The organism is Streptomyces sp. NPDC044984 (assembly GCF_040646935.1).
Taxonomy (GTDB): Bacteria; Actinomycetota; Actinomycetes; order Streptomycetales; family Streptomycetaceae; genus Streptomyces.
The window spans coordinates 68926-82721 of record NZ_JBEZBE010000014.1; the positions used below are offsets into that span (position 1 = coordinate 68926).

Genomic DNA, 13796 nt, shown 5'->3' on the forward strand with positions numbered 1-13796 from the left:
CAGTCTCCTCACCAGGCGATTGCGTGGCATGCCCACCACATGGGACGTGGGTCACATTCCGGGTTCGCCCCACACCGACCTTTCGGAGATGCGTCATGCCTGTGCACAGATCCGGCCTCCCCCGCATACGCGCACTCGCGACCGCCGGCGCGGTCCTGCTCGCGGTGGTCTCCCTCCCCCGCACGGCCGTCGCGGCCGAATCCGCTCCCGGCGCCCCTCCGCGCGGCTCCGCCCGCATGGGCGCGGGCGTGCTCGCCCACGACGGCCGCGGCGGACTCCCCACCGTCCGCGCCACCCGGACGGAGGGCGTGGACGTCTCCAGCCACCAGGGCGACGTCGCCTGGACGACCCTGTGGAACAGCGGCGTCCGCTGGGCCTACACCAAGGCCACGGAGGGGACGTACTACACCAACCCGTACCACCCCCAGCAGTACGACGGCTCCCACGACGTCGGCATGGTCCGCGGCTCCTACCACTTCGGCACGCCCGACACGGCGAGCGGCTCCGCCCAGGCCGACTACTTCGTCGACCGCGGCGGCGGCTGGTCCGCGGACGGCCGGACCCTGCCGGGCGTGCTCGACATCGAGTGGAACCCGTACGGCGACGCCTGCTACGGCAAGTCGCAGAGCGCGATGGTGAGCTGGATCCGCGACTTCCTGGACCAGTACCGGTACCGCACCGGCCGGGACGCCGTCCTCTACACGGCCACCAGCTGGTGGAAGCAGTGCACCGGCAACTACGCCGGCTTCGCCGCCACCACTCCGCTGTGGATCGCCCGGTACGCCTCCACCGTGGGCGAACTGCCCGCCGGCTGGGACACGTACACGATGTGGCAGTACACCTCGACCGGGCCGACCGTCGGGGACCACGACCTCTTCAACGGCACCCCGGACGGGCTACGGGCCTTCGCGCTGGGCTGACCGGCCGGCCGGCCCCGGACGCGGTGAAGGCCCGGGCCTCCCTCACGGGACCCGGGCCTTCCCTCATCCGGCCGCGTCCGTCACGCCGCGACCGGAACCTCGGGCGCCGCGCCGCTGGTGGCCGGCGACAGCGCCAGTTCCAGGACCTGGCGGACGTCGGTGACGGCGTGGACGTCCAGCTTGTCCAGCACCTCCGCCGGGACGTCGTCCAGGTCGGGCTCGTTGCGCTTGGGGATGATCACGGTGGTGATCCCCGCCCGGTGCGCGGCGAGCAGCTTCTGCTTCACCCCGCCGATCGGCAGCACCCGCCCGGTCAGCGAGACCTCGCCGGTCATCGCCACGTCGGTGCGGACCAGCCGGCCGGAGAGCAGCGAGGCCAGGGCGGTGGTCATCGTGACGCCCGCGCTCGGGCCGTCCTTGGGCACCGCGCCCGCCGGGAAGTGGATGTGCACGCCCCGGTCCTTCAGGTCGCCCACCGGGAGCTCCAGTTCGGCGCCGTGACTGCGCAGGAAGCTCAGCGCGATCTGCGCGGACTCCTTCATCACGTCACCCAGCTGGCCGGTCAGGGTCAGCCCCGCGGCACCCGTCTCCGGGTCGGCCAGGGAGGCCTCCACGTAGAGGACGTCCCCGCCGGCGCCGGTCACCGCGAGGCCGGTGGCGACACCGGGGACGGCGGTGCGGCGCTCGGCCGGGTCCTGGGCGGACTCGGGCACGTGGTGCGGCCGGCCGATCAGGTCCCGCAGGTCGCCCTCGGTCACGGTGAAGGGCAGCGTCCGCTCCCCCAGTTCGTGCTGGGCCGCGATCTTGCGCAGCAGCCGCGCGACGGACCGCTCCAGGGTGCGCACGCCCGCCTCGCGGGTGTACTCGCCGGCCAGCTTGCGCAGCGCGCCCTCGTCGATCGTGACCTCGTCCTCGTCCAGTCCGGCGCGCTCCAGCTGGCGCGGGAGCAGGTGGTCGCGGGCGATGACGACCTTCTCGTCCTCGGTGTAGCCGTCGAGGCGGACCAGCTCCATGCGGTCGAGCAGGGCCTCCGGGATGGCCTCCAGGACGTTGGCCGTCGCGAGGAACACGACGTCGGACAGGTCGAGCTCGACCTCCAGGTAGTGGTCCCGGAAGGTGTGGTTCTGCGCCGGGTCGAGGACCTCGAGCAGCGCGGCGGCCGGGTCGCCGCGGAAGTCCGACCCCACCTTGTCGATCTCGTCGAGGAGCACGACCGGGTTCATCGACCCGGCCTCCTTGACCGCCCGCACGATCCGGCCGGGCAGCGCGCCGACGTACGTGCGGCGGTGGCCGCGGATCTCGGCCTCGTCGCGGACGCCGCCGAGGGCGACGCGGACGAACTTGCGGCCCATCGCGTGGGCGACGGACTCGCCGAGGCTGGTCTTGCCGACGCCGGGCGGGCCCACCAGGGCCAGCACGGCGCCGCCGCGCCGTCCGCCGACGACGCCCAGGCCCCGGTCGCTGCGCCGCTTGCGCACCGCCAGGTACTCGGTGATCCGCTCCTTCACGTCCTGCAGTCCCGCGTGCTCGGCGTCCAGTACGGCGCGGGCGCCCTGGATGTCGTAGGCGTCCTCGGTGCGCTCGTTCCACGGCAGCTCCAGGACCGTGTCGAGCCAGGTGCGGATCCAGGAGCCCTCGGGCGACTGGTCGGAGGAGCGCTCCAGCTTGTCGACCTCCTTGAGCGCGGCCTCGCGGACCTTCTCCGGCAGGTCGGCGGCCTCGACGCGGGCCCGGTAGTCGTCGGACTCCTCGCCCTCCTGGTCGCCGTTGAGCTCGCGCAGCTCCTTGCGGACGGCTTCGAGCTGGCGGCGCAGCAGGAACTCGCGCTGCTGCTTGTCGACGCCCTCCTGGACGTCCTTGGCGATGGTCTCGGCGACGTCCTGCTCGGCGAGGTGGTCGCGCAGCTGCTGGGTGGCGAGCCGCAGCCGGGCCACCGGGTCGGTGGTCTCCAGCAGGGTGACCTTCTGCTCGGTGGTCAGGAACGGCGAGTAGCCGGAGTTGTCGGCGAGCGCGGAGACGTCGTCGATGGCCTGGACCCGGTCGACGACCTGCCAGGCGCCGCGCTTGCGCAGCCAGGCGGTGGCGAGCGCCTTGTACTCCTTGACCAGCTCGGTCACGTGGCCCGGCAGCGGGTCGGGCACGGTCTCGTCGACGCGGGTGCCCTCCACCCACAGCGCCGCGCCCGGCCCGGTGGTCCCGGCGCCGATCCGCACGCGGCCCCGGCCGCGGATCAGGGCGCCCGGATCGCCGTCGGCCAGCCTGCCGACCTGCTCGATCGTGCCCAGTACGCCGGTACCGGCGTAGGTCCCGTCGACGCGTGGCACCAGGAGCACCCTGGGCTTCCCCGGCTCGGTCCGGGCGGCGGCCTGGGCGGCCTCCACCGCGGCGCGCACCTCGGAGTCGCTCAGGTCCAGCGGAACCACCATCCCGGGCAGCACGACCTCGTCGTCGAGCGGCAGCACAGGCAGGGCGAGCGGTGTGGACTCAGCAGCCATGATCTCCCCTTCGGCAGTCAAGTTGAGTTATGCCGACTCAATGCTGGTGAGCCGCCGAATGTTCCCGAAGCCGCGTTCGCTCTGAGCGATCATCCCCCGGGGTGCGGAAGGGCATGGCCGCCGCGAAAAGGGAGCTGCCAGGATGAACGCATGTCCACCCCGTACGACATTCCCGAACCCCCCGAAGTCCTGGACCGCCGCGAGGGCCCGTACGGCGAGGTCGTGCTGCGCAGGCACGGCGACCTGCTGCAGATCATCGCCAACGGCTGCTTCCTGATGGACACCTCCGACGGCCGTTCGGAGCGGCGCCTCGTCGACGCCGCCCTCGCGGCCCTCGACGCGCGCACGGCGGACCCGCACGTCCTGATCGGCGGCCTCGGGGTCGGCTTCTCGCTCGCACACGCCGCAGGGCAGCCCCGCTGGGGACGGATCGCCGTGGTGGAACGCGAACCGGCGATCATCGGGTGGCACCGCGCGGGGCCGCTGTCCGGGCTCTCCGCGCAGGCCCTCGCCGACCCGCGCACGGAGATCGTCGAGACGGACCTCGTCCGTTATCTCGATGAGACATCGGACACGTTCGACGCGCTCTGCCTCGACATCGACAACGGGCCCGACTGGACCGTCACCGAAGACAACGACGGCCTCTACTCACCGGCCGGACTGGCCGCCTGCACAAGGGTGTTGAGGCCGCTCGGGGTACTCGCCGTGTGGTCGGCCAAGCCCTCCCCGGATTTCGAAGAAACCTTGCGGAATGCCGGGTTCCAACAGGTGCGTACCGAAGAGATCCCCGTTGCCCGGGGCGTTCCGGACGTCGTGCACCTCGGCGTCCGCCCTGGATAGCAAAGGCGCGGTGACTCCCCGTACGCTGCTGCCCTGACGCGGATCATTCAAGCGTCAATCGCAGTGATGCGCAGACGACGGATCACCCCACGGATTCCGGAAAAAGCACACCTCAGGGGCGGGCGATGGAGCAGACACAGACCTCCCACAACGGCACGGCCACGACCACCCCCGGCGCCCAGCGCAGGGTCCTGGTGGTGGAGGACGACGCGACGATCGTGGACGCCATCGCGACGCGCCTGCGCGCCGAGGGATTCCTGGTGCAAACGGCGGGCGACGGCCCGTCCGCGGTCGACACGGCGGAGGCCTGGCAGCCCGACCTGCTGATCCTCGACATCATGCTGCCCGGCTTCGACGGCCTGGAGGTCTGCCGGCGCGTGCAGGCCCAGCGGCCGGTGCCGGTGTTGATGCTCACCGCGCGCGACGACGAGACCGACATGCTGGTCGGGCTGGGCGTCGGCGCCGACGACTACATGACGAAGCCCTTCTCCATGCGGGAGCTGGCGGCCCGCGTGCACGTGCTGCTGCGCCGCATGGAGCGGGCGGCCCTCGCGGCGACGACCCCGCGCAGCGGCATCCTGCGCCTGGGCGAACTGGAGATCGACCACGCGCAGCGCAGGGTGCGGGTGCGCAGCGAGGACGTCCATCTGACCCCCACCGAGTTCGACCTCCTGGTGTGCCTGGCGAACACCCCCCGCGCGGTGCTCTCCCGCGAGCAGCTGCTGGCCGAGGTGTGGGACTGGGCGGACGCCTCCGGCACCCGCACGGTCGACAGCCACATCAAGGCGCTGCGCCGGAAGATCGGCGCCGAACGCATCCGCACCGTGCACGGCGTGGGGTACGCCCTGGAGACGCCGACGCCATGAGCGACGGGCCGGCCGGACGCAGAGGCCCCGGGGCGCGGCAGCCCTGGGGCGGTGTACGCCCGTTCTCGATCCAGACCAAGCTGGGTGCGCTGGTCGTCGTCTCGGTCCTGATCACCACGGGCCTGTCGGTGATCGCCGTGCACACCAAGACGGAGCTGCGCTTCATCACGATCTTCTCGATGATCGCGACGCTGCTCATCACGCAGTTCGTGGCGCACTCGCTCACCGCGCCGCTGGACGACATGAACGCCGTGGCCCGCTCCATCTCGCACGGCGACTACACCCGCCGGGTGCGGGAGAACCGCCGGGACGAGCTCGGCGACCTGGCCCAGACGATCAACGTCATGGCCGACGAGCTGGAGGCCCAGGACCTCCGGCGCAAGGAGCTGGTCGCCAACGTCTCGCACGAACTGCGCACGCCCATCGCGGGCCTGCGCGCGGTGCTGGAGAACATCGTCGACGGCGTCACGCAGGCCGATCCCGAGACGATGCGCACGGCCCTGAAGCAGACCGAGCGCCTCGGACGCCTCGTGGAGACGCTCCTCGACCTGTCCCGCCTGGACAACGGCGTGGTCCCGCTGAAGAAGCGGCGGTTCGAGGTGTGGCCGTACCTGTCCGGCGTGCTGAAGGAGGCCAACATGGTCGCCTCGGCCCGCGCGGGCATGGCCTCCGGATCGGGCAGCCACACCCGTACGGACGTCCATCTGCACCTCGACGTGTCGCCGCCGGAGCTCGTCGCGCACGCCGATCCCGAACGCATCCACCAGGTCGTCGCCAACCTGATCGACAACGCGGTCAAGCACAGCCCGCCGCACGGCCGGGTGACGGTCCGGGCGCGGCGCGGGGACCGGCCGGAGTCGCTGGAGCTGGAGGTGCTGGACGAGGGGCCCGGCATTCCGCGGGCCGAGTGGCACCGCGTCTTCGAGCGGTTCAACCGGGGCAACGTCAACCGGCCGCACGGTCCGGGCAGCGACGGCGGCACCGGTCTCGGCCTGGCGATCGCCCGCTGGGCCGTCGATCTGCACGGCGGCCGGATCCGCGTGGCCGAATCCGAGCGGGGCTGCCGGATGCTCATCACCCTTCCGGGAGAGTCGTCCGCACCAAGTTGACGTAAAGTTCGAAGCGGAGCCGCAAGATCCATCCGTGTTCGCGCTGACGGACACGTGTGATCAGGCAGAGGCCCGCGCGAACTGCGCGCCGGGGCCCGCCCGGGCGATCCCTGACATGGGCCGAAGAATCGAAACCACGGTTGTTTCCCGCCATTTCCCGCGCCGAAACACCTGCCGTGATGTGACTTACGCGACGATGAACGGGCCCGGCCTGACCTTCTCGCTCTTGGGGGCGTAGCCTTTATTTCCGCTGTCCATCATCTTGCGAAGCGGAAGAGGGCGGTTGACGCCGTGTCGCCACAGTCCCCCAGTAACTCGAGCATCTCGACCGACACCGACCAAGCGGGTAAGAACCCCGCCGCGGCCTTCGGTGCCAACGAATGGCTCGTCGACGAGATCTACCAGCAGTACCTCCAGGACCCGAACTCGGTGGACCGAGCCTGGTGGGACTTCTTCGCCGACTACAAGCCGGGCGCGCCTGCGGCCTCGGCTCCGGCGGGTACCGCGGCCGCGGGGGCCGCGGGAACCTCCCCCACGCTCGAATCCACTCGCGCGGGGGGACCCCCATCCCCGGCCCAGCCGGCCGCTCCGGCCCAGCCCGCCGCGCCCGCGCAGCCCGCCGCCCAGCCGGCCGCGGAGGCGCCCGCCGCCCCGGCCCAGGCTCCCGCCCCGGCGAAGGCCGCCGCGCCCGCCGCCAAGCCGGCCGCCGCGAAGCCGAAGGCCGAGCCCGCCGCCGAGGCCAAGGCCGGTCCCGAGCAGGTCACCCTGCGCGGCCCGTCCGCCGCCGTGGCGAAGAACATGGACGCCTCCCTGGAGCTGCCCACGGCCACGTCCGTGCGCGCGGTCCCGGTGAAGCTGCTGTTCGACAACCGCATCGTCATCAACAACCACCTCAAGCGGGCCCGGGGCGGGAAGATCTCCTTCACGCACCTCATCGGCTACGCGATGGTGCAGGCCATCAAGGCCATGCCGGCGATGAACCACTCGTTCGCGCGGGTGGACGGCAAGCCGACCCTGGTGAAGCCGGAGCACGTCAACCTCGGTCTGGCCATCGACCTGGTGAAGCCCAACGGCGACCGCCAGCTGGTCGTCGCGGCCATCAAGAAGGCCGAGACGCTGAACTTCTTCGAGTTCTGGCAGGCCTACGAGGACATCGTCCGCCGCGCCCGCGACAACAAGCTGACGATGGACGACTTCACCGGCGTCACGGTCTCCCTGACCAACCCCGGCGGCCTCGGCACCGTCCACTCCGTGCCGCGGCTGATGCCCGGCCAGTCGGTGATCATGGGCGTCGGCTCCATGGACTACCCGGCGGAGTTCCAGGGCACCTCCCAGGACACCCTGAACAAGCTCGGCATCTCCAAGGTCATGACGCTCACGTCGACCTACGACCACCGGGTGATCCAGGGCGCCGCCTCCGGCGAGTTCCTGCGCCAGGTCGCCAACCTGCTGCTCGGCGAGAACGGCTTCTACGACGAGATCTTCGAGGCGCTGCGCATCCCCTACGAGCCGGTCCGCTGGCTCAAGGACATCGACGCCTCGCACGACGACGACGTCACCAAGGCCGCCCGCGTCTTCGAGCTGATCCACTCCTACCGGGTCCGCGGCCACGTCATGGCCGACACCGACCCGCTGGAGTACCGCCAGCGCAAGCACCCCGACCTGGACATCGTCGAGCACGGCCTCACCCTGTGGGACCTGGAGCGCGAGTTCGCCGTCGGCGGCTTCGCCGGCAAGTCCCTGATGAAGCTGCGCGACATCCTCGGCGTGCTGCGCGACTCGTACTGCCGCACCACCGGCGTCGAGTTCATGCACATCCAGGACCCCAAGCAGCGCAAGTGGATCCAGGACCGCATCGAGCGCTCGCACACCAAGCCGGAGCGCGAGGAGCAGCTGCGCATCCTGCGCCGGCTGAACGCGGCGGAGGCCTTCGAGACCTTCCTGCAGACGAAGTACGTCGGCCAGAAGCGCTTCTCCCTGGAGGGCGGCGAGTCCGTCATCCCGCTGCTGGACGCGGTGCTGGACTCGGCCGCCGAGTCCCGCCTGGACGAGGTCGTCATCGGCATGGCCCACCGCGGCCGGCTGAACGTGCTGGCCAACATCGTCGGCAAGTCGTACGCGCAGATCTTCCGCGAGTTCGAGGGCAACCTCGACCCGAAGTCGATGCACGGCTCCGGCGACGTGAAGTACCACCTGGGCGCCGAGGGCACCTTCACCGGCCTGGACGGCGAGCAGATCAAGGTCTCCCTGGTCGCGAACCCCTCGCACCTGGAGGCGGTGGACCCGGTCCTGGAGGGCGTCGCCCGCGCCAAGCAGGACATCATCGGCAAGGGCGGCACGGACTTCACCGTCCTGCCGGTGGCGATCCACGGCGACGCGGCCTTCGCGGGCCAGGGCGTGGTGGCCGAGACCCTGAACATGTCGCAGCTGCGCGGCTACCGCACCGGCGGCACGGTCCACGTCGTCATCAACAACCAGGTCGGCTTCACCGCCGCCCCGGAGTCGTCGCGCTCGTCGATGTACGCGACGGACGTGGCCCGCATGATCGAGGCCCCGATCTTCCACGTGAACGGCGACGACCCGGAGGCCGTGGTCCGCGTCGCGCGGCTCGCCTTCGAGTTCCGCCAGGCGTTCAACAAGGACGTGGTGATCGACCTCATCTGCTACCGCCGCCGCGGTCACAACGAGTCGGACAACCCGGCCTTCACCCAGCCGCTGATGTACGACCTGATCGACAAGAAGCGCTCGGTGCGCAAGCTGTACACCGAGTCGCTCATCGGTCGCGGCGACATCACCCTGGAAGAGGCCGAGCAGGCGCTGCAGGACTACCAGGGCCAGCTGGAGAAGGTCTTCACGGAGGTCCGCGAGGCCACCTCGCAGCCGACGGCGGCCGAGCCCTCGGACCCGCAGGCCGAGTTCCCGGTCGCCGTGAACACCGCGGTGACCACGGAGACCGTCAAGCGGATCGCCGAGTCCCAGGTCAACATCCCCGACCACATCACCGTCCACCCGCGTCTGCTGCCGCAGCTGCAGCGCCGGGCGACGATGGTCGAGGACGGCACGATCGACTGGGGCATGGGCGAGACCCTCGCCTTCGGCTCGCTGCTCCTCGAGGGCGTCCCGGTCCGCCTGGCCGGTCAGGACTCCCAGCGCGGCACCTTCGGCCAGCGCCACGCGGTCATCATCGACCGCAGCACGGGCGAGGAGTACACGCCGCTGCAGTACCTCTCCGAGGACCAGGCGCGGCTCAACGTCTACAACTCCCTGCTGTCCGAGTACGCGGCGATGGGCTTCGAGTACGGCTACTCGCTGGCCCGCCCCGACGCGCTCGTGCTGTGGGAGGCGCAGTTCGGCGACTTCGTCAACGGCGCGCAGACGGTCGTGGACGAGTTCATCTCGTCGGCGGAGCAGAAGTGGGCCCAGACCTCCGGTGTGGTCCTGCTCCTCCCGCACGGCTACGAGGGCCAGGGCCCGGACCACTCCTCGGCCCGCCCGGAGCGGTTCCTGCAGCTCTGCGCCCAGAACAACATGACGGTCGCGATGCCGACCTCGCCGTCGAACTACTTCCACCTCCTGCGGTGGCAGGTGCACAACCCGCACCACAAGCCGCTGGTCGTCTTCACCCCGAAGTCGATGCTGCGCCTGAAGGCCGCGGCCTCGAAGGCGGAGGAGTTCACCACGGGCCAGTTCCGCCCGGTCATCGGCGACGCCTCGGTCGACCCGGCCGCGGTGAAGAAGGTCGTCTTCACGGCCGGCAAGGTCTACTACGACCTGGAGGCCGAGCGGCAGAAGCGCGGCGCCACGGACACGGCGATCATCCGCATCGAGCGCCTGTACCCGCTGCCGGGTGCGGAGCTCCAGGCGGAGATCAAGAAGTACCCGAACGCCGAGAAGTACCTGTGGGCCCAGGAGGAGCCGGCGAACCAGGGTGCCTGGCCGTTCATCGCGCTCAACCTGATCGACCACCTCGACCTGGCGGTCGGTGCCGACCTCCCGCACGCCGAGCGTCTGCGCCGCATCTCGCGGCCGCACGGCTCGTCGCCGGCGGTCGGCTCCGCGAAGCGCCACCAGGCCGAGCAGGAGCAGCTGGTGCGCGAGGTCTTCGAGGCGTAACCGGAGGCCGTACGCGGGCGGGCCGCACCCCTCTCACGGGGTGCGGCCCGCCCGTTTTCCTGCACATATCCTTGTCCTCATGTACTTCACGGACCGTGGCATCGAGGAACTGGAGAAGCGGCGCGGGGAGGAGGAGGTCACCTTCGAGTGGCTGGCCGAGCAGCTGCGCACGTTCGTGGACCTCAACCCCGACTTCGAGGTCCCGGTGGAACGCCTGGCCACCTGGCTGGCCCGCCTGGACGACGAGGACGACGAGTAGACCCGCGGCTGCCCACGGGCAGCCGCACACCCCGTTACCCGTTCCCGTAGGCGGCCACGCCCCCGTTCCCACGGGCAGCCACGCACCCCGCGTCCCCGCTCCCAGTCCCCACGGACAGCCACGCCCCTGCGTGCCCCCGTTCCCGTTCCCGCGGGCAATCGTGCCGCAGGGCGGCACGGGTGGGCGCGACGGCACCCCGCAAGCGCCGGGCTGCGCGAACACCCCCGCCCAGCACCGACACCACCGCCACATCACCCTCGGCACACCCCCCACCTCACAAGCCGACGGATCACCAGAACGAGTGTCTTGACTTTCCCCTGCCGCGATATATCGTGAATCACGTAAGACGCGATATGCCGCGTAGTCGTCGACCGCTTCGTTCCCAGGAGGTCCACCCATGCCCGAATGGTCCGTCGCGGAACCCACGAAACTCACCTTCGACACCCCCGTGAGCGACCTGCACGTCCGCATCGTCAACGGCACCGTGAACGTCGTGGGCACCGACGAGGACTCCGCCCACCTCCAGATCTCCGAGGTCGAGGGCCCACCCCTGGTCGTCACCCAGAAGGACGGCACCCTCACGGTGGCCTACGACGACCTCCCCTGGAAGGGCTTCCTCAAGTGGCTGGACCGCAAGGGCTGGCGCCGCAGCGCGGTGGTCTCCCTGGCCGTCCCGGCCCGGACCCGGGTCGAGGTGGGCGTGGTCGGCGCCGGCGCCGTGATATCCGGCATCCGGGGCCCCGCCACGGTGAAGGGCGTCGCCGGCGACACCACCCTGGTCGCCCTGTCCGGCCCGGTCCGCGCGGAGACCGTGTCCGGGAGCGTGGAGGCCCAGTCCGTCACCGGCGACCTCCGCTTCGCCTCCGTCTCCGGCGACCTCACCGTCGTCGAGGGCTCCGGCTCCTCCGTGCGGGCGGACACGGTCGGCGGATCCATGATCGTGGACCTCGACCCCGACGGCCCCACCGACGTCAAGCTGACCAGCGTCTCGGGCGAGATCGCCATCCGGCTGCCGGACCCGGCGGACGCCGAGGTGGAGGCCAACACCGCGAGCGGCGCGATCTCCAACGCCTTCGACGGCCTCCGGGTGCAGGGCATGTGGGGCGCCCACAAGCTCACCGGCCGGCTCGGCTCGGGCAGCGGCAAACTGCGCGCCACCACCGTCTCCGGCTCCATCGCCCTGCTGCGCCGCCCGGCCGGGGAGGACGGACCCGAACCGCGGGACGGCTCGGGGGACAATGCCGGTACGACCGACAAGAAGGTGCTCTGACATGCCTCCCGTCTTCGCCCACGGACGCCTCCGCCTCTACCTGCTGAAGCTGCTGGACGAGGCCCCGCGCCACGGCTACGAGGTGATCCGCCTCCTCGAGGAGCGCTTCCAGGGGCTGTACGCACCGTCGGCGGGCACGGTCTACCCGCGCCTGGCCAAGCTGGAGGCGGAGGGCCTGGTCACCCACACCACCGAGGGCGGCCGCAAGGTGTACTCCATCACGGACGCCGGACGCGCCGAACTGGCCGACCGCAGCGGCGAGCTGGCCGATCTGGAGCTGGAGATCCGGGAGTCGGTCGCCGAACTGGCCGCCGAGATCCGGGCCGACGTCAGCGGCGCGGCGGGCGATCTGCGCCGCGAGATGCGGGCCGCGGCCGGCAAGGCCCGTCAGAGCCGTACGGGCGGGGCGTCCGCCGAGGAGGACGGCCTTTTCGGCGAGTTCGGGGTGTTCGGCAACAAGGACGCCTGGCACGCCGCCAAGGAGGAGATGCGCCGCGCCAGGCAGGAGTGGAAGGAACAGGCCCGCCGCGCCAAGGACGAGAGCCGGCGCTCCCGTGAGGAGGCGCAGCGCGCCCGCCGCCAGGCCAAGGAGGCCCAGGACAGGGCACAGGAGGAGGTGCAGCGCATCGCGCGCCAGGTCCAGGAACAGGTGCAGGACCACTTCGCCCGGGGCGACTGGCCGACGGGGCTGCGTGAGGGCCTCGGCGAACTGGCCAAGGAGATGAGCGAGTTCGGCAAGGACTTCGCCTTCGGCCGCACCGGCGCGGGGACCTCCGGCAAGGCCCCGGAGCCGTCGTACTCCCGGACCCCCGAGGATTTCCCCGCCGACTACACCCCGTCCTGGGCGCACGAGGACGCCTCGGACTCCACCGGCGACCCGGCCCGCGACCTGGACCGCCTGCTGGACCGCTTCCGGGACGACATCCGTGACGCGGCCCGCGACCACGGCGTCACGGCGGACCAGCTCCGCGACGCCCGCCGCCATCTGTCCACGGCGGCGGCCCACATCGGGGTGATACTGCGCGCGCCGAAGCGGTGAGTCTCCGGGCCCGGCCCACTCCGACCGGGCCGGGCCCGCGTCGGCGTCAGCCCGCCTTCGCCTCGCCGCCCCCGTGAAGGACCCGGGTCACGGACTCGTACGTCACCCCGTGATCGGCGAGGACCTCGGCGGGGACGCCGGGGCGGGCGGTGAGGGCGAGCAGGATGTGCTCGTCGCCGATACGGCGGTCGCGCAGGGCGGTGGCGGCGCGCAGGGCGCCCGTGAGGACGTCCTTGGCCGCACGGTCGAAGGGTCGGTGTCCCGACCTCCGCCCCCCGGCCTTCCGGTGGCCGGACAGGGCCCCGGCCCCGTGCGCCTCCTCCACCCGGGTCACGATCTCCGACACGTCGATGCCGAGCCCGGCGAGGGCGTCGGTCTCGGCCTGTGTCAGCCCGGCCCGCCGCCGGGCCTCCCCCAGTGCCGCCCGCACCGACTCCCGTCGCTCACCGGCACCGAGGGCGGCCAGTGCGAACGAGGCCCGGCTCCCTTCCCGGTCGAGCAGGGCCAGCAGCAGGTGCTCGGCACCGACCCGTTCGGCTCCCGTCCCCTCCGCGTGCTCGACCGCCCCCTTCACCACGTCCCGGGCGTCCTTCGTGAACCGCTCGAACATCAATGCCTCCCGTACTTCTTGTGCACGGCCTGCCTGCTGACCCCGAGCTCGGTGGCGATCTCCTGCCACGACCAGCCCTGCTGGCGCGCGTTGCGCACCTGCACGGTCTCCAGTTGCTCCAGCAGCCGGCGCAGGGCGGCGACGGCCCGCAGGCCGACCCGTGGGTCGCGATCGCCCGCACGCTCGGCGAGGTCGGTTGCCTCAGTCATGGTGTCAACTTACGTTGACACCCTTCCGATGTCAACCAGGGTTGACATGCCGACGGCCGGCCCGGA

The 13796-nt window shown here is 71.4% G+C and carries 11 protein-coding genes; 8 read left to right on the forward strand and 3 right to left on the reverse strand.

Annotated elements, in window-relative coordinates:
* The first annotated feature begins 95 nt into the window (after nucleotides 1-95).
* On the forward strand, nucleotides 96-920 hold the full coding sequence (locus tag AB0A94_RS17285; RefSeq protein WP_361745107.1) for a lysozyme: 825 nt from the start codon (nucleotides 96-98) through the stop codon (nucleotides 918-920).
* 80 nt (nucleotides 921-1000) lie between these two features.
* On the opposite strand, the gene lon is transcribed toward AB0A94_RS17285, so the two are convergent.
* Nucleotides 1001-3415 (reverse strand): endopeptidase La, encoded by a 2415-nt coding sequence (gene lon / locus AB0A94_RS17290; RefSeq protein ID WP_361745109.1) that lies wholly within the window; start codon nucleotides 3413-3415, stop codon nucleotides 1001-1003.
* Nucleotides 3416-3565: 150 nt separating this feature from the next.
* Here lon and AB0A94_RS17295 point away from each other — a divergent pair, with 150 nt between their 5' ends.
* From AB0A94_RS17295 to AB0A94_RS17325, 7 genes are all read left to right on the forward strand, one after another.
* On the forward strand, nucleotides 3566-4255 hold the full coding sequence (locus AB0A94_RS17295; RefSeq protein WP_361745111.1) for a spermidine synthase: 690 nt from the start codon (nucleotides 3566-3568) through the stop codon (nucleotides 4253-4255).
* 125 nt (nucleotides 4256-4380) lie between these two features.
* Nucleotides 4381-5121, forward strand: coding sequence for a response regulator transcription factor (locus tag AB0A94_RS17300; protein WP_028959305.1), 741 nt, complete (start codon nucleotides 4381-4383; stop codon nucleotides 5119-5121).
* Nucleotides 5118-6230, forward strand: coding sequence for a HAMP domain-containing sensor histidine kinase (locus AB0A94_RS17305; protein ID WP_361745113.1), 1113 nt, complete (start codon nucleotides 5118-5120; stop codon nucleotides 6228-6230). Before AB0A94_RS17300 ends, AB0A94_RS17305 begins: the two co-directional genes overlap by 4 nt.
* A gap of 291 nt (nucleotides 6231-6521) precedes the next feature.
* Entirely contained in the window at nucleotides 6522-10343 is a 3822-nt protein-coding gene (locus tag AB0A94_RS17310) for a multifunctional oxoglutarate decarboxylase/oxoglutarate dehydrogenase thiamine pyrophosphate-binding subunit/dihydrolipoyllysine-residue succinyltransferase subunit (RefSeq protein ID WP_361745115.1), read from the forward strand.
* A 79-nt stretch (nucleotides 10344-10422) separates the two neighbouring features.
* Nucleotides 10423-10602, forward strand: coding sequence for a DUF6104 family protein (locus AB0A94_RS17315; protein ID WP_003992906.1), 180 nt, complete (start codon nucleotides 10423-10425; stop codon nucleotides 10600-10602).
* Between the two features lie 397 nt (nucleotides 10603-10999).
* Complete coding sequence (locus AB0A94_RS17320) at nucleotides 11000-11872, forward strand: DUF4097 family beta strand repeat-containing protein (protein WP_361745117.1); 873 nt, start codon at nucleotides 11000-11002, stop codon at nucleotides 11870-11872.
* Nucleotide 11873: 1 nt separating this feature from the next.
* A complete protein-coding gene (locus AB0A94_RS17325; protein WP_361745119.1) occupies nucleotides 11874-12911 on the forward strand; it encodes a helix-turn-helix transcriptional regulator in 1038 nt (345 codons plus the stop codon).
* 46 nt (nucleotides 12912-12957) lie between these two features.
* On the opposite strand, the gene AB0A94_RS17330 is transcribed toward AB0A94_RS17325, so the two are convergent.
* Nucleotides 12958-13521, reverse strand: coding sequence for a Clp protease N-terminal domain-containing protein (locus AB0A94_RS17330; protein ID WP_361745121.1), 564 nt, complete (start codon nucleotides 13519-13521; stop codon nucleotides 12958-12960).
* The gene (locus AB0A94_RS17335) at nucleotides 13521-13730 is read right to left on the reverse strand and encodes a helix-turn-helix domain-containing protein (protein ID WP_361745123.1); all 210 of its coding nucleotides are present in this window, start codon (nucleotides 13728-13730) and stop codon (nucleotides 13521-13523) included. The genes AB0A94_RS17330 and AB0A94_RS17335 overlap by 1 nt, the downstream gene beginning before the upstream one ends.
* Nucleotides 13731-13796: the final 66 nt, after the last annotated feature.